This window comes from Streptomyces sp. NPDC037301, assembly GCF_055602785.1.
The window spans coordinates 520,077-542,870 of the sequence record NZ_JBVJWD010000003.1 but is presented as its reverse complement, the minus strand read 5'-3'; the positions used below and the strand labels follow the sequence as shown (position 1 = coordinate 542,870).

The window sequence follows — 22,794 nt, the reverse complement described above, 5'->3', positions numbered from 1 at the left end:
TCGCTGTGTGAGCGGTGCGTAACTTAATGTAGCCCTCAAGGGGCAAAATAACCCTCTACTTCTGGTGAATGAACCCTTTCGTGGTCGCATCGCACGCGCACGCGGCAGACTGCCGGTGACCGCATGCGGAAAGGAACGGCATGGCAGCAAGGACGTCTCCCACCGAACGTCAGAAGCGGCTCGGTGCCGAGCTGCGGAGGATGCGCACATCGGCCGACGTCTCCGCCGAGTTCGCGGCCGGCCTGCTCGGCGTGGACCGCGGCAAGATCTCGAACATCGAGGCCGGCGCACGCCCCATCAGCCCGGACCGCCTACGCACGCTGGCCTGCAACTGCGACTGCACGGACGAGAAGTACATCGACGCACTCGTCGAGATGGCGCAACCACGCGGACGTGGCTGGTGGGAAAGATATCGAGGCGCTCTGCCTCAAGGTCTGCTCGACATCGCCGAACTGGAGGCGTACGCGCTCCGCATGCGAGCTGCGTACTCGATGCACATCCCGGGCCTCCTCCAGACCTCTGATCACGCCCTGGCCCTCTTCCGGGTGGTGATCCCCCAGCTGCCGGAACGGGAGGTCGCGCTGCGGCTTGCACATCGCGTGGAGCGCCAAGAGGTTCTGGACGGGGATACGCCGCCGTCCTTCACGGGAATCGTTCACGAGGCAGCACTGCGAATGCAGTTCGGCGGCCGCGCCGTGGCGCGCGCCCAATTGGATCACTTGCTGAAGAAGTCCGAACAGGTGAATGTGACGCTTCTGGTCATCCCCTTTGAGGCAGGAGCTTTCCCCGGCGCCGGGCAGACCGTCCTGTACGCAGAAGGACCGGCGCCTCAGCTCGACACCGTGCAGATCGACAACTCGCACGGACCCCTTTTCGTCCACACAGACGTGCAACTGGCCAAGTACCGAGCCCACTTGGACTGGATGGAGGGAATCGCGCTGTCGCCGGGCAAGTCGCGGGACTTCATCCACAACATCGCACGCCAACTCTGAGGAGATGACCGATGTCGGACGTCAACTGGGAAGACTCATTCTGCGGAGAAGGTAACTCCTGCTTCCGGATCGGAACCGACGAGCAGGGCAACAGCTACATCGCTGTTGCGGGTGCGGAGGAACGCTTCCTCACCGACAGCCGCGAAGCGCTTCAGCAGATGATCCACGACATCAAGGCCGGCAAGGCCGACCACCTGCTGTAACAGCAGCGGCCCGGCACCGCGAAGCGCTCGTGGTGCCGGGCTGTAGGTTCTCGCGGTTCGTGGCCTGTTCAGAGGCTGTGAGCTGCGGCTGGCCCCGGTGTCTCACGCCGTGTCCAAGCCGGCCAGTCTCACCGTTGCGTCCGAATCCCCGGACCGGCCACGAGTAGCAGGCGCCTGGCCCGCAGGAGGCCATCCACAGGACATCGCCCCTCTCCCTGGAATCTGACGTCCGCGCCTGGGCAAAGCCAGTGGAACGAGAACTCGACCCCGTTCACCTGGACCGAAACAGCCGAAGAGATCCTCGACTCCCTCGCCCGCCTGCCAAAGGATCTCCGGCGCAGGAGACCAGTAGGACCCTGCCAGGTCGCTCCGGCTCTTGAGTTTTGGATGGTGGTGGGCGGTGACGCTATGGGGCAGCCCCGTGCGGCCGTAGTCGCACGGGGCTGCCCGGGCGCTTCAGCCGAGTTGTGCCTCAGCGAAAAGTGGCGATGTTACGGGCGACCCAGTCGTTGAAACGGCGCGGAGCGCGACCGAGGACTCGTTCCACGTCCGAGCTGATCCGCAGTTCGGCGGGGTTCGGGGCGGAGATGATGTCCAGGGTGTCGTCGGCGAGCTCCGGCGGCACGAACCGGGTCGTCGCAGCCTTGGCCTCCTCACGGGTGAGTTCGTGGAACCGCACCGGCGAGCCGAGCGCGGCAGCAATGGCCTCCGCCTGCTGACGGGGCGTGATCACCTCGGGCCCGGTCAGCTCGAAGATTCCGCCGGTGTGCCGGTCGTCCAGCAGGCAGGCCGCCGCGACCTCGGCGATGTCCGCCGGGTCGACGATCGGAACCCCGACATCGCCGAAGGGTGCGGCGACCGTCCCTTGCGTGCGGACGGACTCCGCCCACGCCAAGGCGTTGGAGGCGAAGCCGCCCGGTCGTAGGACGGCCCAGTCCAGGCCGGACTCTCTCAACGCGTCCTCCACCGCGCGCATCGCGATCCGCGACGGGCCGAGCGGCCTGGTCGCCACGCCCTGCGAAGACAGCAGGACGACTCGGCGGACCCCGCTGGCAGCGGCCAGGTCGATAATGTCGGTCGGCCTGGCTTCGGGGGCGTGCAGGTCGCCGGACAGCAGGAGGAACAGCGCCTTCGCCCCGTCCAAAGCGGGGGTGAGGCCCTGCGGCTCGGCCAAGTCAGCCGGCACGTGCCGGACCCCGTCCGGCATTGCCGCCGCGTGCCGTGACACCGCCGTCACCTGCTCGCCCGCGTTGGCCAGGGCCTGCGTCAAAGGCCGGCCCACATTCCCGGTAGCTCCGGTCACCACGATCATGTTCAGCTCCTAGTCCGTTGCGCACTGCGGCAATTGACGCTAGGAGGCAGGCTTACTTTTCGTAAGAACATACCCAGAGGTAAGCTCCGGACATGAGGGAAGGTGCGCAGCTGACGCAGGCCGAGGCGGGCAATCGGTATGAGGTGTTTCACACCGACTGCCCTGCGCGCGACGTGGTCGACCACGTGACCAGCAGGTGGGGTATCTGGGTACTGATCTCCTTGCGGAGCACCGACCTTCGGTTTTACGAGCTGCGCGACAGCATCCAGGGCATCAGCGAGAAGATGCTCGCTCAGACACTGCGCGCACTGGTCCAGGACGACCTGGTCTGGCGGAAGGTCGAGCCGACGACGCCACCCCAAGTCACCTACGGGCTGACTGAGTTCGGCCAGGACGTCGGTGCGCCACTGACAGACTTGTTCGACCGGATCACACAGCGGCTCGCAGCCGGCGGGGCGTCCGCCACGGAGCGGCTGAGCGCAACAGGTCAAGCGAAGCAGCTGACCACCCCAGGCCCTCAACAGCTTCGTCATCTCGACGACGAACACTGACCGTGACAGCAAGAAAGGTTCATGCGTACCCCCAGCACGGACCAGTGGCAGAAAGGCCGCGCCACCAAGACACTGTCCATGGAGGACCTGTCCCACGTGTGACTCACTCCAACGAGTGAACAGGCTGCCCAGCCAGTCTCAGTTCCGTGGCCGATCGGCCACGCAATGGCCACCGGCCGTGAGATTCGGCCAGCCGATCTGAGATCCCACACCCGTTGTAAGATCTCGCAGCTCGTGGCATAGAGCACAGCCCTCACCAGCGAGTTTCTGAGCTGTCTCAGCCCGTGTCCAGGTGTCCGTGTCTCAAGTCCGTGGCATTTCTTCAGGACCGGTATCAGGAGCCGTCCGCTCCGCCCACTCGCGCACGGTCACGGCATGCTCTATGTGGCTGACGATGTCCTTCTTGGACACCGCATCCAAGGTCTCCGGGATCTTGTCGAAGGTGTCGGGAAGGACGTCGAGCAGACCCCAGATCTGTTCACCGGTCCTGACTGTCAGCAGTTGCTGGCACCTCCACTGCAGCGGCACCTCGGGACGGTGCCTGAGCCGCTGCACGAGCGTAGGGAACAGGTAGTGCGTCGCTTCTGCGGCAAGGTGCTTCTGGAGCCAGTCGACCGGGAGTCGCTGACTGAAGCCGTGCATGGCGGCCTCAAGGGCTAGGTTCAAAAGTTGAGCGGTGTCGACGGCTCGGACGGTGTGGGGAAGGGGCGGGGTCATGTCGAGATGATGCCAAGAAGACTCAGCAGGCCGGACGATCAGCGGGGCCGGGATGCGATCTGCTGACGGGCAGGACCCCAGACTTCCTCGAACTCCCCGGAGGTAAGTTGATCGGGATCGTGGCCTTCCCATTCCGAGACGGGCAGCTCGGCTGTGATCCCGAACCTGCTGTCGTACTCATCGAGGCGGCCTGCGTCCTGGGCCCGCTGCCATTCTTCGAGGGAAGCTGCCGCGATCGGGGTCGATGCAGGACCCTGGAGTTCGATCTGCCTGGTCACCCAGCCTTCGGCGTCGACCTCGAAGTAGAACCAGACGTCTCCCTCGTCCCAGTAACAGCGCATCCATGTGGTCACCAGCCAATGATGCCAAGGCCGTTCTGCCTGGTTGGGCGGCCTCCGAACCGTGCTGGAGGATAGGAGGTGTGCTGCCCTACGTCTATCGCGTCACCAAGTACGACCCTGCCGACCGTGATGAACACGGCCACTACACCGGCGCCGAGGAAACGGTCAGCGACCACGGCCAGGTCGAGGATGCCTACCTTCGAGCGATCGAGGCGTTCGCATCGGACACCGGCATCGACCAACTGGCCGTGCGTGAGCCGCAGGTCCCGCCTCCCGCGCACTTCGGCATCGAGCGGCCGTTGGACGGCTTCGGGCTGAACGGGCTCTTCCCGAACGGCTTGACCGGCTTCTACGACGGAGCGGAGGTGCCGCTCGGTATCAGGCTGGAGCTGGTACGGGTCATGCTGCGCGACGGTGGTGCGTGGTGCCGGCTGGAGGCGGTGGGCACATTCGCGGTACACGTGGGATGGGACCAGTACCTCTACATCGGCAGCATCCTCCCCTGCGAGGATGCCCAGGCCCGGACCCGCACACTCGGGCTGTTCCCGGAACGCATGACTGCATCCCCGTACGACGTGGAGACCGATGGGGAAGACGTCCAGCGGCCGGGTGACGACGAATTCTGGACCGCTCTGCACTGGGCAGTCTTCGCATGTCGCGCCGGAGTCCTGGAACCGCGTGCCGACACCGACCCTGGCGCCCGCCCTGCTCATGCCGCCCTCCTGAGCACATGCGAGGGCGTGATGGGCGTGCCGAGATCAACGGTGAAGTCCTGCTTCCAGAGCAAATGCAGTACGGCAGCCCGGACTTGGGGCTCTGAACGACTCGGCAGCAAGCCCGTGGCCTGCCCTAGAGAGACTCCGTCGAGCTCCACCCCGGCCAACTCATCGATGAGCTCCGCGCCAAACAGCCGACTCCTGCGATAGCCGGCCAGGAATCGGATGTTCTCCAGCTTCACCGGTGGTGGCTCGCTCCAGACCTCGTACCGCCATCCCCGCGACTCCACCAACTGACGGGTCCAACCGAAGGTAAAGGCCACCTCGGGCTTCGACACCCGGCGCAGCGGCTTGACGTCCACCACCACAGGGCCCTGCTCGGTGAGCAGCAGATAGTCCGGGATGTGCTTGCGCACTTTCCCCTCCAGCACAACCTTCAGCAGGAAGGGTTGCGCCACGATGTGACGCACGCTGCGATCGAAGTCAGCAAAGAGGAGACGCCCAAGCTCCAGACGCGACTCGTAGATCACGTGGTCGTCTACCGTCGCAGACCAGTAGGTCCCCGAGTAGTGGCGCTGCCCCTTGTACCAGCGGAACGTCCTCCACGGAACTGCCGCCCCGAGAAGCTCAACGGTCGTGATCTCCCACGCCCGATCCTCCACAGCCGTGCCGTCTTGACGGCGAACACTCACGGTCGCAGCAGCGATTGCCATCCCGCACCCCCAGTTCACAGGCGTTCGCCTGTGAGACCACGGTGCCAAGATCATTTCTTGGGTGCCCCGGACCGAAGTCCGGGACACCCAAACGAGTGAACCACCTGAACTGGCAGTCTCAGAACTACGGCATATCTGCCACCACTTGGCCATCTCCTCTGAGATTCGGCCAAGAAATCTGAGACCCTACACGGGCCCCTGCGTGTGCGGGTGCCTCAGGAAGAGGTGCCGCGCGGGAAGGAGACCTCCACGCGGCGGTTCTTCTTGCGGCCCTCTTCCGTGCTGTTGTCGGCGATCGGGTACTGCTCGCCGTAACCACGGATATCGAAGGTGACGTTCGAACCCAGCTCCTTGACCAGCACCGACTGCACCGCGTTGGCGCGCTGCTTGGACAGCACGTCACCGTGGGCGGAGGAGCCGAGATTGTCGGTGAAGCCGAAGACGCGCACCTTGGTGGCGTTCTGCTTCTTGATCTCGGCGGCGATGGCAGCGATACGCGCGTTGGCGGCGGAACTCAGCTTGGCGCTGTCCTTGCCGAAGAGGACCTCTGCCTGGAGCGCGAACTTGATGTTCGCGTTGCTGTCCTCGCGACGCTCTTCGCCGCCCTCGTCCTCGACCACCTGGATGATGTCGAGAACCTTGGCCGGAGCGAGCGTGCCGCCTTCGGGCATCTTCAGATCGGGATCGTTGGGGTCGAGTTTGACCGGGGGCACCGATGTGGACTCGGTGCCTGGCGGCACGCTCGGGCCGTCATCAGCCAGAGCCGCCGTCGCGCCAAAGACGGTACTGCCGGCCAGCAGTACCGCTACAGCGATGGCCCGCCCTGCGACATGGCGTTGCCTGTGCCGTGTACGAATGCATTCCATGTCGGCCATCACCCAGAAATCTTCAGCGAGGCAGTGGCGAACGTCGGCAGCGTGAAGTCGACTTCAGTGGTGGTTGCCGGCGGTGCCGGGAACTGCATGAAGACAGAGACCGACTTTCCGGGTTGAATCGCTGTCACCCCGGTGGTGCAGAGGCATCGACCATCCGTGTCCCGAAGAATGTAGTAGCGTTTCTTGCCAACCTTGTCCACAAGTGTTGCGCCTGCTACGGAGTTCGGATTCTTGGCCACGATGGTGCTCTCACTGCCCGACCACTGGTCGCTACTGCGAATATCGTCGCCGCCATTCTTGATCACGCCACTGACAGTAATGAACCCGCCGCTGTCACGCTTTACCTCATTGACGACAAGAGTCAGCCCGTTGCGGCCATTGACCTGAGCGAGTTTCACATTCGGGTCCACATTGTCCCCGGCAGCAGTGTCCTCCTGCTCCGCCCCCTTGTCCCCGTCGGAGGGCTTGGAAGGCTCGGAGGACGGCGACGAACCAGCATCGCTCGTCTTCTTGCCACCACCGTCAGTGCCGCAACCTGTGACGGCCAGAGCCAAGGACGCCGCCAGCGAGACGGCTGCCACTGCCCTTCGGGACTTGGTGGAGCGCCGAATGCTCATGGGTTCTGATTCCTTTACTCGTCGTTCGCTGTCAATTGTCGACCAGGTGCACGTCGTAGAGCTTCTTCCTCACCTCGGACCAGGGCGGGGGGTTGCTCGGCTCGATTTCGACCACCCCAGCGTCACACGGGAAGATGTACAAGTCCTGGACACCGTCATCGTTGAAGTCCAAGGCCCTCCACCCGAGGCAACGGAACTCGACAATGGCAGTGGCCGTGGCCTTCGCGAACTTATTCTCCGTACCGGGAATCACCGACGAGTCCACCGGTCTACGGCCCTCGACCTCAACCGTGATCCGGTCCCGATAGCCTGCACGTTTCGTCTGGCAGGGGCTGACGACGTCCGCCTGATTCGCTGCGGCAAGTCCCTGAGCCGCAGGGCACCCGGTAACCGCGTGGACCTGAAGGAACTGCTCCAGCATGTTCCCGGGGAGCGATGCGAGGAACGGGGCCCCGAAGTCCTCACGAGTCTGTTGAGCGGCAGCCAGCGCGGCGGCGTCCGCCGCACCCTGGGCTCCATTACGCAAGGCCGACGCCTTGCCGACGGCAAAGAATGCGAACACGAGGAAGAGCAGGCCCGCCACCATCACTACATAGATGGGGAAGGCCTGCCCTGCATCGCGGCGACTGCGCTCGATCACGTGCCCGTGGTGATGGAGGTCACCAGGCCGTCGATCCGGCTCGAGATCTTGCCGCCGATACCCGTAGCCATGATCGCACCGACGATCGCCACGACCACCAGGATGATGCCCAGGTACTCGAACGCCGTCTGACCGCGGTCCTTGGCCTCGTAACGCTTCTGGATGCGGCTCACGGCGGTGTTGGCCCAGCCGTTGACGCGCACGGCGGTCTTCAGGGTGATGTTCGACATGGAGTTCCCCTCCGGATTCGGCCGACCGGTAGCCGGCCGACTCGCACGCTTCTTGGGTGCCGCCTGCGGTTCCGGCTTCCTCCTGGCCGGAGCCGCTGGCGACATGAGAAACATACGGCCGGACACCCTGCTCGCCGGAGGGTCCCAGGGCCCATTCCCGGGCCCAAAGCGTCAGTTGGGCCTCTGCCGCCGGTACGTGCTGGGCCCCACGCCCCGCACGTCCGGCTGCAGTTCCGATCCCGCTACCACTCCCCCGCTCAGCCACGATGACCACCGACCCCGCTTACCCCTGGCCCCGCCGCGGGGGCCGTACCGAGCCAGCGCGCGATGGCCTCGCTGCGGCTGGTGCTGTGCAACTTGGTGAAGATGCGGTTGATGTGGTTCTTGACCGTCTTCTCGCTGATGAAGCAGGTGGCGGCGATCTGCTGATTGCTCATGCCGGACGCGATCAGCTCCATGACCTCCACCTCCCGTGAACTCAGCCCGTACTGCCGCCTGTTGAGGGAGACTGCCGGGCCCCCGGTCATGGAAGACTGTGCCACAACCGGTTGCAGATGCGAAAGACCCTGTGATGGTCGGATCGGTCGCGTCGCAGGTGGAGCCGGTTCAGGCTTGGGCGCATGTGCAGGCGCACCGTGTTGCTGGACGGGACTCGGGGTGCGGCCGTCGGAGCCGGGGCCCCCGTACGGAACACCCGTGGTCAGGGCCGCACCGAGTCCCTCCGGGAGCGGTCGTCCCTGCGGCCCGGGGCCCTGACGCATATGAGCAAGGAGGGCGTTGGCCGCGGTGGCGGTGAAGTGGGCGCGTCCGTCCTTGGTGTCGCGTACGGCCTGTACCAACTGGTCGGCCGTGAACTCGCCGTGGACCAGATAGCCGCCCGCGCCCAGGCGTAGCGCCTCGTGGACGATCTCGCTCTCGCGGCTGTAGGTCAGCATCATGACCGGCGCGACCTGTACGAGGTGAGGCAGGGCGGAGATGCCGTCGACGCCGGGCATACGGACGTCGAGCAGGACTACATCCGGGCGGTGCTGTACGGCCATGTCGTAGGCCTGGCGGCCGTCTGCGGCCTCGGCCACGACTTCGATGTCGTCGCGGCCGGAGAGCAGTACGCCCAGGCCGGCCCGTACCACTGGGTTGTCGTCGGCGACGACGACCCGCAGGGCACCGGGGGCGGGCGTGGGCGGCCCGGCGGGGAAGGGAGGCATGGACTCGGATGCCGCGGACTGCTGGGGGACGGGGACGGGGAACGCATCGGAGCTGGGCTCCGAGTTGAGCGGGGTGACGTGCGAGGACGTGTGCTGGGAGGCGTGATTCTGCGCTGTCCAGTTCTGGCCCGACGCGCGGGAGACGTCGTCCGGCATCTGCGACCTCCTCTCAGGGTTTTATGGGGGGGTGAGGGTGGAGTTGGAGCTGTTCAGTTGGGTTTTATTGCTTCGAGAGCGGTACTGAGAGCGGCGATCGGGAGTTCCAGGCGTACTTCGGTTCCCTTGGCCGCCTGGCCCTTTCCGATGCGGATGCGGGCGCCGATGGATGCGGCGCGTTCGACCATGCCGACGAGGCCGAAGTGCCCGGCGTGCCGGAGATCGTCGAGCGTCGTGCCTGCGGGCAGGCCGCGCCCGTCGTCGTACACACTGACGCGCAGGACACCGCCCGTCACGCCGGCCAGTACAACGAGGTAGGTGGGTTGAGCATGGCGGTGCGCGTTCTCCATCGCTTCGGAGGCGACGGTGAGCAGCTGGCGCGCGACGACTTGGGGGACGTGCGGGATCGGTGCGTCGTTGAGGAGCCGAAAGGTGGCCGTGAGTTCGTGGCGGCGGCTGAAGTCGTCGGCGCGTGCCCGGAGTTCACGTACGACGTCCACACCGCCGTCGAGTCCGGACTCACGGCGCAGGTCCGAGAGAAGCTCCCGGGATTCGGCCGCGGCGCGGCGGGCGGCGCGGGCGACCAGTTCGGCCTGATGTTTGACGGTGAGCGGGTCCATGCGATCGGAGGAGCCGGCCAGGCCGTCGGCTGCCAGCGCCAAGCCATGCAGGGTCTTGGCGACCGAGTCATGCATTTCTCGGGCGAGCCGGGTGCGTTCGCCCTCCACGGCCTCGTTGACAGCGAGGCGGGCCCTGGTTTCGGTGAGGGCCTGGCTGGCCGCCCCGAAGCGGAGAAGCAGATTGCGCAGGGTGACACCGACGGCACCGGCAATGATGCAGAAGCCGGGGAGGAGGAACGCCGTGGCGTCGGCGGGCTGCAGTTTCGGGTCGGTGCCGTACACGCCGAGCACGATGACGATCTGAAGTGCGGTGAAGACTGCCGCGCCGCGCCAGCCGTAGACGAGCCCGGCCAGCAGCGGGGTGCACACGGTGACGTACGCGAGGGTGGACTCGGGGGAGGCGGTGATCAGCAGCAGGGCGCCGAAGAAGGCGTCTATGCCGAGCAGCCAGGGGTGGCGCAGGAGTACGGGGCCGAAGCGTTCCCAGTCGCGGAACAGGACGTACGAGCCCATGAAGGTGACGAGAATGGCCGAGCCGATCAGCCAGGAGGCCAGTCCCTTCGCAGTGTGGCCGATCGCGAACGGTGTGGCTATGGCGATCATCGCGAGCCGGAAGCCGAAGACCTGGCGGCACATCGCCTGGAGCGCGTTGACCTGGATCGCGAACGCCGGACGCGCTCCGGGATCGGCGATCGCCTGACGCACCTCAACATTCAGCCCGGTCTGGATGCCGCCGAGTTGGAACGACATGAGCCTGTCACCTCCTTCCGACCGTCCTGCCCGCCGTCCGCCGCGTTCACGTCATCCGCCCGCGAGGACGCCGAAGTCGATGTTGGCTCCGTAGACGAAGCCGACCGTCAGCAGCACCAGGGTTCCGGGGAGGAGGAAGGTGGTGACCGCAAAGGTCGCCTTGGGGACGGCCCGGGCGGCCTTTCGGCGGGCGTTCTGGGCGTCGGTGCGCCGCATGTCGTTGGCGATCTGGATCAGCGTCTCGACGATCGGCGCACCCAGCTCCTCGCCCTGCTGGAGCGTGGTGACGAACATCGCGACCTGTTCCGAGTCGTTGCGCTTGCGCAGCTGATCGAATGCCTCGCGGCGGCTGACGCCCATGTCCATCTGGCGGAGCGTGATGCGTAGTTCGTCGGCCCAGGGGCCCTCGTACTTCTCTGCGACGCGGCCCAGCGCCTGCCGGAAGCCGAGGCCCGCCGAGACGACGACGGCGAGGACGTCGAGGAAGTCCGGAAGCGTCCGGTCGATGTGGTCGCGGCGGATGCGGACCGCCGACCAGATGCCGACCTCGACCCAGAAGATGCCGAAGGCGATCAGCAACAGGGCCAGGAAGATCTGGCCGCGCAGGAGCATCGTGAAGGCGCCGAGCGCGCCGAGGCCGCCGTAGACGGCGCGGCGGGCGGCGTAGCGGTCGATCGTAAGACCGCCAGGGTTGCCCGCCAGGTCGATCTGGCGGCGCTTCTTGTTGACGGCCTTGGGTCCCATCATCCGCAGGACCGCAGGGGCCCAGCGCATGCCGAGCCGGTCGATGCCGGAACCGACCGCGCTGGTGCGGGTGGAACCGACTTCCAGTGCGATCGCGAGGTCGCCGGGGAGCTTCGCGTCGCGCCGGTACATGCGGAAACCGGCGAAGACTCCGTACACCGCGAGACCCATGACGCCGGCGAGCAGCAGGCCCATGTGCGCCCCGCCCATCAGACGTCGATCCGGGACATGCGGCGGATCACGACGAATCCGATCGTGTACAGGGCGATGGAGATGACCACCGCGACCTGGCCGATGAAGGCACCGGTCATGCGGTCGAGTGCGCCGGGCATGACGGCGTTCATCAGGAGCATGGCGCCCAGGCCGAACATCGGGACGGCGTAGGCGGTGACGGTGACCTGGGAGAGCTGGGTCTTGACCTCGCGCCGGGTCTCCTTGCGCTCCTCCAGCGTCTCGGTGAGGTTGCGCAGCGAGCTGACGACCGTACCGCCGGCCCGGTTGGACAGGACGAGGGTGGTGACGAGGACCACGAGTTCACGGGAGGGCAGCCGGTCGGTCAGCTCACTCATCGCGTCCTCGAGGGGTTCACCGACGGCGAGGCGTCGGGAGACCCGGGCCAGTTCCTCGCCCGCCGGGTTCTCCATCTCGTCGGCCGCCATGCTGATGGATGTACGGAGCGCGAGGCCGGCCTGGGTGGCGTTGGCGAGGATACGGGCGAGTTCGGGGAGCTGGTTGATGAAGCGTTCGGTGCGTTTGGTCCGCTGCCAGTTCAGGAAGGCGTTGGTGCCCCAGAGGCCGATGAGGGCGGCGACCGGGCCGAAGAAGCTGGCGAGCATGGACGAGGCGATCATCCAGAGGCCGGCCATGGCGGCGAGCGCGTAGACGAAGAACTCGCCCGGTGTGATGTCGAGGCCGGTGGCGGCCAGCTTCAGTTCGAGCTTCCGGCCCAGACCGGTCTTGCGCAGCCGGCTGTCGATTCCTCGGAAGTAGCGGCGGCGCCCGGTCTCCGGGATGTGGCCGGTGTGCGAAAGGCGGTCCACCAGGGCGTCCCGGTCGGCCTTGCCGCCGGAGTAGGCGTGCAGGCCCGTGACGCCGGTGACACCGCAGAGCAGTGTGACGCCGATCGTGAGAAGAGGGAGATTCGTCATGGCACGGTACCTAGTTGGCCTCTCGGGTGGCGAGCTGTTCGGCGGAATCGGCGACCCCGAAGGCCTGCGGGACGGGCTGGCTGGCCATGTAGAGACGCTCGGCGATCTTGCGCGGGATCGGGAGGTACCTGAACTCGCCGTTGATCCGGCCCTCGGCATCCATCGGCTGGGCGTCGAACCGGGCGACGGTCACGATGCGGTAGGGATCGCGGCCGTGCGAGTCGAGGACGGCGATCTCGGTGATCTTGCGGGAACCGTCGGCGTGCCGGGTGAGCTGGACGATGACGTCGACGGCGCTGTTGATCTGGTCGTGCAGTGCTTCGAACGGGATCTTGATCTCGGACATCGAGGCCAGGGTCTGCAGACGCATGAGCGCGTCCTCGGCATTGTTGGCGTGGACGGTGGCGAGCGAGCCGTCGTGACCGGTCGACATCGCCTGGAGCATGTCGAGCGACTCACCACCACGGACCTCACCGACGACGATGCGGTCGGGTCGCATACGCAGGGAGTTGCGGACCAGGTCACGGATGGTGATCTGGCCCTTCCCCTCGACGTTCGCCGGCCGGGACTCCAGCCGGATGACATGGCTCTGCTGGAGCTGGAGCTCGGCGGAGTCCTCGATGGTGACGATGCGCTCGCTGTCGGGGATGAGGCCGGAGAGCGCGTTGAGGAGCGTCGTCTTCCCGGTACCGGTGGCGCCGGAGACGATGACGTTGAGCTTGGCCTGGACGAGTCCGGAGAGAAGGATCAGCATCTGCTCGTCGAGCGAGCCGACGTTGATCATTTCCTGGAGCGTGAAGGCCCTCGGGAACCGTCGGATGGTGAGCGTGGCGCCACTCAGCGACAGCGGCGGGATGATCACGTTGACACGCTCACCACTGGGTAGACGCGCGTCAACCATGGGGTTCGACTCGTCGACGCGGCGGTTGACGGTCGAGACGATGCGCTCGATGGTCTGCATCAGCTGTTCGTGCGAGCTGAAGCGCATCGGGAGCTGCTCGACCTTGCCGCTGCGCTCGACGAAGATCTGGTCCGGTCCGTTCACCATGATTTCGGTGATGGACGCGTCTTCGAGGAGCGGTTCGAGGATGCCGAGACCGAGGGCCTCGTCGACGACCCGGCGGATCAGCTGGGTGCGTTCGACGGTCGAGAGGACCGGTCCTTCGCGGCTGATGATGTGGCTGAGTACGCGCTCCAGCCGGGCCCGCCGGTCTGCGGCGGCGAGCGAGGACATCTCCGCCAGGTCGATCTCTTCGAGCAGCTTGGCGCGGTAGGTGGCCACCATGTGGCTGTCCTCCCGCGCCCCGCCGTTCTTCTCGGGGGCGGTCATGCGTGCCCGCAGACTCATTCCGTAACTCCTCGTTCCCACTTGCCTGTTGATCCGCCGGTGAGACAGCGGTGTGGTGCGCCGCGGGGTCAGGTGCGCGGCATCGTGGAACTGCGTTCGGCCGGACCCCAGATATGGACGCCCGGGATGATGTCGGGCACGTCGACACTGACGGTGCAGGTGACCTCGTCGAAGGAGGAGGAGGAGGAGGGCAAGATCTCGGCCCGGTCGGCGGTCCAGCCACTCATCGCGTCCTTGGCTGCCCCCTCGTCGCAGCCGCCCGTCGACATACTCGCCGTACGGGCCGCCGACCGGGCCCCGGTCCCCGCCTGGTTGGCGGCGTACGCGGCGAGGCCCGCCTGGATCGCGAGGAGGCCGACCAGGAGCAGCAGGGGGAGGAAGCCCAGATACTCGATGGCGACCTGGCCGCGGTCTCGGCAGGTGGTGGTGGCGGTGGTGGTGGCGGCGGCCGTCCGGCCGGGTGTGTGCGTGCGCTTGCTCATCGCTCAGCCCTCCAGCGGGAACGCGGCGTTGCCTTCGACGCGAAACGGCCAGTTGAGTACACCGGGCACCAGGACCGGCACTTGCAGCTTGACCTTGGCCGTGTACATGCCGGACTTGCGGCGGCAGTCCGTCGTCTTCATCGACTTCCGCCAGGCCTTCGGCAGGTGCTCCTTGGCCGCGTGCCGGCATTCCTGCACCCGCAGGCCCTCCGTGATGGCCCCCTGGTGCGCCGCCTTGTCCGCCGCGTTCCCCGCCAGGCTGAACGTGTAGCCGATCAGCGCGCACTGCCAGAGCGCGACCGCCAGCAGGATGATCAGCGGCGTGACGCCCAGGAACTCGATCGCGGTCTGGCCGCGGTCACGCCTGCGGCCGAGCAGCCGGCCCTGCACCAAGCCCCGCACCCGGCCTCGCGCCGGGGACGGATCACCGTAACGCCTTCCCCGTATCTCCGTGTCTGTCGTCTCGGTAGGTGCCATTGGTCAACTTGCCCCCTTGGTCGTCGCCCGGTTCCGGGCGTCGCCGTCGCGTCGGCCGACGCGTGGGCGCCCGATCGAGCCTCGGTCGTTCTTGAATATTCCGCCGGCCTTCGCACCGCTCTTCTCGGCCTTCTCAGGAACCTTCACGATGCCCACCTCGCCCGCAAGGGCCCAGAGGGCCTGTTTGACGGAGCTCTTGGAATCGAGGTCGTGCAGCCGGCCCGCGTCGACGACGCTCTGGAGTTCCTTGAAGTTCGCGGGAACGGCCGTGTTCGCCGTCCGGGTCCCGGTGATCTTCTCGATCAGCTGCGGCTGGATCTCGGTGCTGCGGATGAACCGGTTGACGACGGTGACCGTCTCCTCCGCCTTGCGGATCTGGAGCCGCTCCCACATCCGTACAAGGCGCTTGGCACCGCGCACCGCGATCACATCCGGTGTGGTGACCAGCAGCGCCGTGTCGGCCATCTCGATGGCCGCGGCGCTGGCTCCCTGCAGCTGACTGCCGCAGTCGATGACCACGACCTCATAGCGCGAGCGCAGGGCGCTGACGATCTGCCGGGCCGAGCGGTCGCTGACCTCCTCGGCGCTCTCGCCCTCACCGGGCGCCAGGAGCAGCGCGAGGCCGGAGCCGTGGCTGAACACGGCGTCGGACAGGACGCGTGGCGAGATGTCGGCGATGGTCGACAGGTCGACGATGGAACGCCGGAACTGCACATCGAGGTAGGAGCCGATGTCGCCGGCCTGGAGGTCCATGTCGACCAGGGCCACGGTACGTCCGGACGCCTGGGCGGCCAAGGCGAGTTGTACGGCGGTGACGGTGGCGCCGACCCCGCCCTTCGCGCCGCTGACCGTGACGACCGTACCGCCGGGGCCGGTGAAGACATCGGCTCCGGTGCTCAGGTGACGGTGGACGCCGGCGGACCACTGGGCGGCGGACTGGATCCGGCTGGCCAGTTCCTCGTAGCTCAGGGGCAGGGTGATGACACCTCGCGCACCCGACTCCATCGCGGAGGCGAACAGGCCGGGGGTGACATCGGCGGTGATCAGCACGACCCCGATGGCGGGGAAGCGCAGGGAGACCTCCCGGATCAGTTCCAGCGCAGGCACCGGACCGATCCGCTCGTGGACCAGCACCACCTCGGGCAGTTCGTCGAGCGATTCGCCCGCGAGCCGGGCGAGGGTGTCGATGAGCTGGGTCGAATCAGTGACCGGAGTGGCCGGTTCCGCGTCGGGGAGCTGGCTGAGCAGGGTGGTGACGGATCTGGCCGCGTCGACGTCGCCGACGGCCGGGAGGATCCTGGTGGTCATGCGATCCTCACTTGTCCTTGTCGATCGTGTAGGTGCGGTCGCCCGGGCGGATGGTGCTGTCGCTGCCGGAGGCCAGGAGCGCGAGGCGTACGTGCTCCGCGAAGGACTCGGCGTAGGCGATGCGCTGGGTGTCGAGCGTGTTGAGCGCGAAGGTGATCGGGACGGCCTCGGTGCCCATGTTGGACTTGCCGTCGCGGCTCGGCTCCAGGGCGGTCAGCTTGCCGACGTCCAGCACCTTGGCGTTGGAGACGATGACCTTCGACTGGGAGGGGTCGCCGTCGCGCTCACCGGCGAAGGTGGCGTAGATGTTGACCGTGGCACCGGGGGTGATCTTGCCCGCGACGCCGGTCGCGGCGTCGATCATGATGGCGATCTCCTGCTCCCCGGGCTGCAGTTCGGGGCGCTTCTGCATCATGTCGGACTGGAGCAGCGAGCCCTTGCGCAGCTGGGTGACGGCGATCTTGCCGTTCACCTCGGAGAGGTCGGTCACGGCGTTGGTGGAGAGCCAGCGCTTCGGCATCGAGATCTTCTCGAACTGACCGGACGACAGGGCGGTATAGGGCGCTACATCGGACTTCAGCTGGTAGGCCGAGACCTCGGGGCCGACCTTGGTGTTGACGTCACTGATCACCGAGAGCACGCCGGCGAAGGCGCCGAAGGCGCACAGAACCGACAAAAGCAGGAGTATCACGCCGCGGCGCTGGCGGGAGTTCATGGGCCGGACAACCTCGTTCGAATCGGATGCGTGGGGCAGCGGACAGGAGGGCGTCTACGGAGGAAAGCGGAAGCGCTAGGACTGCGGTGGTGCGGGCACTCCCTGGCTGAGGACGCCGGCGGGGTGCATTCGTTTCTCGGCTGCGGGTAGCGGGGAGGAGCAGAACCCGCAGCGGTCACCGATGAGGTCCATTCCGCACCAGTGGCAGTTCTCGCGACGTACGGAGGACACCAGTTGGTACAGAATGGAGATGTCTGGAAGATAGGCAGCGAATTCAACCAGTTTTCCGGTTCCCCACCATGCCGGGGAACCGGAAGGAAGCGCGGCCTCGTGAATGGACTGGACCTGCCACGCGGGTGCCAGGGTCTGCTTCACCCACTCGGACTGCGACTGCCCTTTGGCGATCACCAGATCCGTGGCGAATTCCGGGCCGGTCGGTGGGTCCGCCTTCGGGCCGACCTTGACGAGCTGCGGGTCCGGCCCCGCGACCACGGCGAACTGGGAGCCCGGCACCCAGGACTTGGCATGTGTCCTGAGGTCGACCGGGACCCGGTCGAACTTGGTGACGGAGTTCAGCAGGGCGCCCGCGCGGATGTAGTGGGACAGCAGCCGGGCGGCGGAGGCGACCACTCCCGGACTGAAGTCACAGATGGACAACTGGCGGAGCTGTCTTACGAGTACGGCGACGCCCAAGGGGGGGAGGTCCACCTTGAGCAGAGCGATGCGGTCGCTCTCCAGCACGGACCGTACGGAGTAGAGCCGGCGTTCATGGGCGGGCGCGATGCCGGTCGGGTAGACGGCGACGACGTAGCCGTGCTGTTCGAGCAGCACGTGCATGTCACCGATGGCCATCTCCAACGCCTGGGCGTCGGGTGCCTGCAGCAGGGCTGCTGTCGGCGTCTGCTGGTCGGTCGGAGGTAGTACCAAATCAGCACTGGTCACTGCTATTGCGGTCGGCACGCTGTTCCCCGTTTCGGCTCCGGCCAGACGGCGGTCATGACGTCGGCCGCAATCGCTCCTGCTCCGCGGTTCTGCCTCTGCACTTTATCCACGTCTTACCTGGCAGAGAACACTTTTCGGAGGTCAGTACGACAACCTGTGTGAGCCGCCTGCACAACATCTCCATGCTAAATCGGATCAAATCGAAAATCGTTAACTCCTGTACCACTGCGGAGTGTTACGAATCCACCTCCCGATTACCTGCCGCCGGAAATTCATCTCCGCACGTCAGGCCGGATGCGGAACCTGGCGCACGGGGCTCCGGAGGGCCTGATCGTCACTGTCCGAGCATCTGGACCACGTCACCCGCACGAGGGGCACGCGAGCTCAACAAATCGTCAATTTGTTGGGGCCCCACGGCCGTTGCGGAACCTCCGAACGGCCGTTCACGGGTGGCTGACGGGGCGGCCGCGGAGCGCCCCGGCGAGCACGGGCCGGACAGCCGGCATCGCCAGAGGTCTTGACAACTTGATTGGTCCGGACCAGCTTATCGGCCAGCGGTGGCCACCGTCGTTCAACTGCACACCCCCTCCATCTCCGCGCCATTCCCCGGACAGCCCGGGTACCGCCGGTCGACCCGCCGGCTCATCCCAGGTACCCCGCCCGGCATCCCCAACTCCCCCACGGAGGCAGCAAGTGGAACCTTTGCCCGTCAGCGGCCACAGAATCCGCAGGCGCCACACCCGGCCGCTCCTCGGCGCAGCCATGGCCGTCCTCGCAGCCGGCGCGCTGACCGCCACCGGTCTCGTCAGCAACGCCGAGGCCGCCGATGTCAACGTCGCCAAGAACGCGGGCTTCGAGTCGGGGCTCGCCAACTGGACCTGTTCCGGCGGCAGCGGCACCACCGTCTCCTCCCCCGTGCACGGGGGCACCGCCGCCCTGAAGGCCACCCCGGCCGGCCAGGACAACGCGAAGTGCACCCAGACCGTGGCCGTGAAGCCCGACTCGACGTACACGCTCGGCTCCTGGGTGCAGGGCGGGTACGCGTACATCGGCGCGAGCGGTACCGGAACCACCGACGTATCGGCCTGGTCCCCCGGCTCCAGCAGCTGGACCCAGCTCACCACCAGCTTCAGAACCGGCCCGAGCACCACCTCGGTCACGGTGTACACGCACGGCTGGTACGGGCAGGCCGCCTATCTGGCGGACGACATCTCGGTCAGCGGCCCCGACGGCGGTGGCGGCACCGACCCCACTCCGGAGATCCCCGCAGCGCCCGCCGGTCTCACCGTCGGCGCGACCACGCCCTCCTCCATCGCCCTGTCCTGGAACGCGGTGTCCGGCGCGACCGGCTACACCGTCTACAAGGACGGCGCGAAGGTCACCACGTCCACCGGGACCTCCGCAACGATCACGGGTCTGACCGCCGACACGGCGTACCGGTTCGCGGTGACCGCCACCAACGCGGCCGGTGAGTCCGTCAAGTCCGCGACGGTCAGCGGGCGTACGGCCCAGTCGGGCGGCAACCCCGACCCGGGCACCTCGGTGCCCAAGCACGCGGTGACCGGCTACTGGCAGAACTTCAACAACGGCGCGACCGTGCAGAAGCTCAGCGACGTGCCCGCGAACTACGACATCATCGCGGTCTCCTTCGCCGACGCCACGACCACACCGGGTGCCGTCACCTTCAACCTGGACACGGCGGGCCTGAACGGCTACACCGCCGACCAGTTCAAGGCCGACATCAAGGCGAAGCAGGCGGCCGGGAAGAACGTCATCATCTCGGTCGGCGGTGAGAAGGGGTCCGTCTCGGTCAACAGTGACGCCTCCGCCACCAACTTCGCCAACTCGGTCTACTCGCTCATCCAGGAGTACGGCTTCAACGGCGTCGACATCGACCTGGAGAACGGCATCAACTCCACGTACATGACGAAGGCGTTGCGCTCGCTGTCGCAGAAGGTGGGCTCCGGCCTCGTCATCACGATGGCGCCGCAGACCATCGACATGCAGTCCGCCTCGGGTGAGTACTTCAAGACGGCGCTCGGCATCAAGGACATCCTGACCGTCGTCAACATGCAGTACTACAACAGCGGTTCGATGCTCGGCTGCGACGGCAAGGTCTACTCGCAGGGCTCGGTGGACTTCCTCACCGCGCTCGCCTGCATCCAACTGGAGGGCGGCCTCGACCCGTCCCAGGTCGGCCTCGGCGTCCCCGCCTCCACCAGCGGCGCGGGCAGCGGCTACGTCTCGCCGTCGATCGTGAACGCGGCCCTGGACTGCCTGGCCGTCGGCACCAACTGCGGCACGTTCAAGCCCGCGAAGACCTACCCGGGTCTCCGCGGTGCGATGACCTGGTCGACCAACTGGGACGCCAAGTCGGGCAACGCCTGGTCGAACGCGGTGGCCCCGCACGTGCACGGCCTGCCGTAACCACCGTCCGGCATCAGTGACCAGCAGCGCCGCCGCTCCCCCGGCGGCGCTGCTGCATGCGTTCGACACCATCCAGAGGCCGCCGTCGTTCACGTGCGAGGCGAAGATCGAGCCGGCCGAGATCGCCATGATGATCAGCGCCAGATGCGCCTGGGACAGGTCCTGGCCTCGACCAGCGGCACGACGACGCCCGCGGTGGTGACGATCGCGACCGTCGCCGAGCCCTGGGCGACGCAAGTGGATCAGCTGGTTCAGCCGAGGACCGCGAGCGCGTCGATCTCGATCAGCAGGCCCTTGGGGAGGCCGACGTAGACCGTCGTACGGGCGGCCGGGGCCGTCTTGAGGTTCTGCTCGCCGAAGTAGGCGTTGTAGATCTCGTTCATCTCGGCGAAGTGGTCCACGTCCGTGAGGTAGACGCGCATCATCATCACGTCGTCCCAGCTCGCGCCGCCCTCCTCCAGGATCGCCTTGACGTTGGCGAAGGTCTGGAGGGTCTGCTCGCGCAGCGTCGGACCGGCGGGGGTGGGCGCCTGGCCCTCGGTGGCGGGGAGGAAGCCGACCTGGCCGGCGACCTGGAGGATGTTCCCCTTCTTCACGCCGTGCGAGAACTTCGCGGGCGGCGTGGTGTGGGTGCTCGGGGTGAGGGCGATCTTCTCGGTCATGGCTGTTCAGGCTTTCTTGGGTTGGTTGGTGCCGGAGTACTCCCGGCTGATGGTGTCGGCGGTGCGGCGCACCAGGGGGAGCAGGGTGAGGAGTTCCTCGGCCGTGACGACGACATTGGGTGCGGAGACCGACATCGCGGCGACGACCCGCCCGTCCGCACCCCGGATGGGGGCGCCGATGCAGTTGATGGACTCCTCGTGGCCACCGAGGTCGGTGGCCCAGCCCTGTTCGCGGACGACGGCGAGCTCCTTGAGGAAGGCACCGGCGTTCGGGGTCGAACGGGACGTGTACATGGGGTAGTCGAGCGTCTCGGCGATGGCGCGCCGCTCGGGCTCGGTGAGATCGGCGAGGAGCAGTTTCGCGACGGCGGCGACGGTGATCGCGACGGGCTTGCCGATCCGCGAGTACATCCGGACCGGGTAGCGGCTCTCGACCTTGTCGATGTAGAGGACCTCGTGCTCCTCGTACACCGCGAGATGCACGGTGTGGCCGCAGCTCTCGTTGAGTTCGACGAGGTGGGGGTGGGCGATCTCCCGTACGTCGAGGTTCTCGACGGCCTCCTGCGCGAGCGCGAAGAGGCGGGCGCCGAGGCGGTAGCGCTGGTCCTGCTGGCGGTAGACGAGTCCGTGCTCGTGGAGCGTACGAAGCAGGCGCAGCGCCGTGGACTTGTGGACGCCGAGCCGCTCGGCGACCTGCCCGAGGTCGGCGGGCCCCTGGGCGAGCAGCGGCAGGATGCTCAGCGCCCGGTCGACGGTCTGGCTCATACGCGTGCCTCGCTGCCCTCGGCCCGGTCTTCGCCCGGGACGCCCCTCTTGTCCGTTCGCTCGCCGCGCTCGCTCACGTCGTACATACCTCCTGGTCGTGCCCCGTCCACCCGGGGCCGAGACGAAGTCTCCCCCAGGCCTCGTCGTCCAGTGCGGCAAGGGCGTCGGCGTGCGCGCGGGCCGGAGGGTCGGTGAGGTCGCCGGGGACGGTGAGGACGGCGGCGGCCATGAGGTGGCCGTGCCGGACGCGGTCGCGTACGGGGAGGTCGCGGAGGGTGGCGGAGAGGAACCCGGCGGCGAAGCCGTCACCGGCGCCGACGGGGGCGACGACGTCGACCCGGAGGGCGGGGACGGCGGTGACGTCGTCGGCCTCGCCCGCGTCCGAGAAGACCGTCGCCCCGTCGGACCCGCGCTTCACGACCAGCACCCCCGGCTCCGGCAATGCCGCGCGAATCGCCTTCGCGCCCTTCACCCCCCACGCCTCCTCCGCCTCGTCCTCGCCGACGAAGACCAGGTCGCAGCGGCGGGCCAGGTCCAGGAGCACCTCGGGGGCCGCGTCGGCGTCGCGCCACAGGCCCGGCCGGTGGTTGACGTCGAAGGAAATCAGCGGGCGACCGGGCCGGGGGGCGGTCAGGTCGTGGAGCAGGGCCAGGCAGCCGGCGGAGAGCGCCGCCGTGATGCCGGACAGATGCAGGACGCGGCCTGCGAACAGCGCCTCGTACGGGACGTTGTCCGGGGACATCGCGGAGGCGGCGGACCCGGCCCGGTAGTACGCGACCTCGTGCACATCGGTGGCCCGGTCCGTCGCCGTGCGGAAGTAGATCCCGGTGGGCCGCGCCGGATCGCGCTGCACGGCCAAGGTGTCGACCCCGTAGCCGGCGACCGCCTCGACGAGATGGTCCCCGAACCCGTCCGCACCGACCCTGCTGACCCAGGCCGCCCGGTGCCCGGCGGCGGCGAGCGCGCAGGCGACATTGGACTCGGCGCCGCCGATACCGCGGCCGAAGGAGGGTACGTCGGCGAGGCGTCCGGACTGCGACGGCAGGAACGTCACCATGGACTCGCCGAGGCACACGACTTCGGCGGCCGTGGCGGCATCGGCGGTCCTGGCCGGGGTTCCGGACACTCGGGGCTCCTC

Annotated in this window: 25 protein-coding genes and 1 pseudogene; 4 read left to right on the top strand and 22 right to left on the bottom strand. The window is 67.3% G+C overall.

The genetic code is table 11. The annotated features are described in order from the left end of the window. Positions 1-140: 140 nt before the first annotated feature. Entirely contained in the window at positions 141-992 is an 852-nt protein-coding gene (locus ACZ7IB_RS08585; protein WP_470910372.1) for a helix-turn-helix domain-containing protein, read from the top strand. A gap of 11 nt (positions 993-1,003) precedes the next feature. Then, positions 1,004-1,195, top strand: coding sequence for a hypothetical protein (locus ACZ7IB_RS08580; RefSeq protein ID WP_470910370.1), 192 nt, complete (start codon positions 1,004-1,006; stop codon positions 1,193-1,195). 472 nt (positions 1,196-1,667) lie between these two features. Here ACZ7IB_RS08580 and ACZ7IB_RS08575 read toward each other — a convergent pair whose 3' ends face one another. Further along, complete coding sequence (locus ACZ7IB_RS08575) at positions 1,668-2,507, bottom strand: SDR family oxidoreductase (RefSeq protein WP_470910369.1); 840 nt, start codon at positions 2,505-2,507, stop codon at positions 1,668-1,670. Between the two features lie 92 nt (positions 2,508-2,599). On the opposite strand from ACZ7IB_RS08575, the gene ACZ7IB_RS08570 reads away from it, so the two are divergent. After that, the gene (locus tag ACZ7IB_RS08570) at positions 2,600-3,058 is read left to right on the top strand and encodes a winged helix-turn-helix transcriptional regulator (protein ID WP_381948937.1); all 459 of its coding nucleotides are present in this window, start codon (positions 2,600-2,602) and stop codon (positions 3,056-3,058) included. 303 nt (positions 3,059-3,361) lie between these two features. Here the strand turns inward: ACZ7IB_RS08570 and ACZ7IB_RS08565 are convergent, their stop codons facing one another. The 17 genes from ACZ7IB_RS08565 to ACZ7IB_RS08485 all read right to left on the bottom strand — a co-directional run bounded on the left by ACZ7IB_RS08565 (position 3,362) and on the right by ACZ7IB_RS08485 (position 17,802). Beyond that, positions 3,362-3,775, bottom strand: coding sequence for a hypothetical protein (locus tag ACZ7IB_RS08565; RefSeq protein WP_470910367.1), 414 nt, complete (start codon positions 3,773-3,775; stop codon positions 3,362-3,364). 38 nt (positions 3,776-3,813) lie between these two features. After that, entirely contained in the window at positions 3,814-4,116 is a 303-nt protein-coding gene (locus ACZ7IB_RS08560; protein WP_470910477.1) for a hypothetical protein, read from the bottom strand. Positions 4,117-4,825: 709 nt separating this feature from the next. After that, the gene (locus ACZ7IB_RS08555) at positions 4,826-5,545 is read right to left on the bottom strand and encodes a TnsA-like heteromeric transposase endonuclease subunit (RefSeq protein WP_470910364.1); all 720 of its coding nucleotides are present in this window, start codon (positions 5,543-5,545) and stop codon (positions 4,826-4,828) included. 215 nt (positions 5,546-5,760) lie between these two features. Next, a complete protein-coding gene (locus tag ACZ7IB_RS08550) occupies positions 5,761-6,420 on the bottom strand; it encodes an OmpA family protein (protein WP_470910474.1) in 660 nt (219 codons plus the stop codon). Beyond that, positions 6,420-7,037, bottom strand: a complete 618-nt coding sequence (locus ACZ7IB_RS08545; protein ID WP_470910360.1) for a hypothetical protein — start codon at positions 7,035-7,037, stop codon at positions 6,420-6,422. The genes ACZ7IB_RS08550 and ACZ7IB_RS08545 overlap by 1 nt, the downstream gene beginning before the upstream one ends. A 31-nt stretch (positions 7,038-7,068) precedes the next feature. Beyond that, the gene (locus ACZ7IB_RS08540) at positions 7,069-7,677 is read right to left on the bottom strand and encodes a pilus assembly protein TadG-related protein (protein ID WP_470910358.1); all 609 of its coding nucleotides are present in this window, start codon (positions 7,675-7,677) and stop codon (positions 7,069-7,071) included. Beyond that, entirely contained in the window at positions 7,674-7,907 is a 234-nt protein-coding gene (locus ACZ7IB_RS08535; RefSeq protein WP_470910354.1) for a hypothetical protein, read from the bottom strand. The genes ACZ7IB_RS08540 and ACZ7IB_RS08535 overlap by 4 nt, the downstream gene beginning before the upstream one ends. Before the next feature lie 257 nt (positions 7,908-8,164). Continuing rightward, complete coding sequence (locus tag ACZ7IB_RS08530; protein WP_470910351.1) at positions 8,165-9,268, bottom strand: response regulator; 1,104 nt, start codon at positions 9,266-9,268, stop codon at positions 8,165-8,167. Positions 9,269-9,321: 53 nt separating this feature from the next. Further along, positions 9,322-10,638, bottom strand: coding sequence for a sensor histidine kinase (locus tag ACZ7IB_RS08525; RefSeq protein WP_470910348.1), 1,317 nt, complete (start codon positions 10,636-10,638; stop codon positions 9,322-9,324). Positions 10,639-10,689: 51 nt separating this feature from the next. Next, the gene (locus ACZ7IB_RS08520; protein WP_470910473.1) at positions 10,690-11,577 is read right to left on the bottom strand and encodes a DUF5936 domain-containing protein; all 888 of its coding nucleotides are present in this window, start codon (positions 11,575-11,577) and stop codon (positions 10,690-10,692) included. A gap of 14 nt (positions 11,578-11,591) precedes the next feature. Next, positions 11,592-12,530, bottom strand: a complete 939-nt coding sequence (locus ACZ7IB_RS08515; protein WP_470910345.1) for a type II secretion system F family protein — start codon at positions 12,528-12,530, stop codon at positions 11,592-11,594. A 10-nt stretch (positions 12,531-12,540) separates the two neighbouring features. Next, positions 12,541-13,878, bottom strand: a complete 1,338-nt coding sequence (locus ACZ7IB_RS08510; protein WP_384454513.1) for a CpaF family protein — start codon at positions 13,876-13,878, stop codon at positions 12,541-12,543. 68 nt (positions 13,879-13,946) lie between these two features. Beyond that, positions 13,947-14,360 (bottom strand): TadE/TadG family type IV pilus assembly protein, encoded by a 414-nt coding sequence (locus tag ACZ7IB_RS08505; protein ID WP_470910342.1) that lies wholly within the window; start codon positions 14,358-14,360, stop codon positions 13,947-13,949. 3 nt (positions 14,361-14,363) lie between these two features. Continuing rightward, a complete protein-coding gene (locus ACZ7IB_RS08500) occupies positions 14,364-14,750 on the bottom strand; it encodes a TadE family protein (protein ID WP_470910470.1) in 387 nt (128 codons plus the stop codon). A 90-nt stretch (positions 14,751-14,840) separates the two neighbouring features. Then, positions 14,841-16,145 carry an AAA family ATPase gene (locus ACZ7IB_RS08495; RefSeq protein WP_470910338.1) on the bottom strand — a complete coding sequence of 435 codons (1,305 nt, stop codon included), beginning with the start codon at positions 16,143-16,145 and terminating at the stop codon, positions 14,841-14,843. A 7-nt stretch (positions 16,146-16,152) separates the two neighbouring features. Next, a complete protein-coding gene (cpaB, locus tag ACZ7IB_RS08490; RefSeq protein WP_382222157.1) occupies positions 16,153-16,860 on the bottom strand; it encodes a Flp pilus assembly protein CpaB in 708 nt (235 codons plus the stop codon). 75 nt (positions 16,861-16,935) lie between these two features. Further along, positions 16,936-17,802, bottom strand: a complete 867-nt coding sequence (locus ACZ7IB_RS08485; RefSeq protein ID WP_470910333.1) for a hypothetical protein — start codon at positions 17,800-17,802, stop codon at positions 16,936-16,938. A 762-nt stretch (positions 17,803-18,564) separates the two neighbouring features. Here ACZ7IB_RS08485 and ACZ7IB_RS08480 point away from each other — a divergent pair. Next, the gene (locus tag ACZ7IB_RS08480) at positions 18,565-20,229 is read left to right on the top strand and encodes a chitinase (RefSeq protein ID WP_470910468.1); all 1,665 of its coding nucleotides are present in this window, start codon (positions 18,565-18,567) and stop codon (positions 20,227-20,229) included. 63 nt (positions 20,230-20,292) lie between these two features. Here the strand turns inward: ACZ7IB_RS08480 and ACZ7IB_RS08475 are convergent. From ACZ7IB_RS08475 to ACZ7IB_RS08460, 4 genes and pseudogenes are all read right to left on the bottom strand, one after another. Next, positions 20,293-20,462: pseudogene (locus ACZ7IB_RS08475) on the bottom strand (GntT/GntP/DsdX family permease); the annotation flags it as partial. Positions 20,463-20,480: 18 nt separating this feature from the next. Further along, positions 20,481-20,891, bottom strand: a complete 411-nt coding sequence (locus ACZ7IB_RS08470) for a RidA family protein (RefSeq protein WP_470910330.1) — start codon at positions 20,889-20,891, stop codon at positions 20,481-20,483. A 6-nt stretch (positions 20,892-20,897) separates the two neighbouring features. Next, positions 20,898-21,656: an IclR family transcriptional regulator gene (locus ACZ7IB_RS08465; protein ID WP_470910328.1), complete on the bottom strand. Its 759-nt coding sequence runs from the start codon at positions 21,654-21,656 to the stop codon at positions 20,898-20,900. A gap of 73 nt (positions 21,657-21,729) precedes the next feature. Beyond that, on the bottom strand, positions 21,730-22,782 hold the full coding sequence (locus ACZ7IB_RS08460) for a sugar kinase (RefSeq protein WP_470910326.1): 1,053 nt from the start codon (positions 22,780-22,782) through the stop codon (positions 21,730-21,732). Positions 22,783-22,794 lie beyond the last annotated feature (12 nt).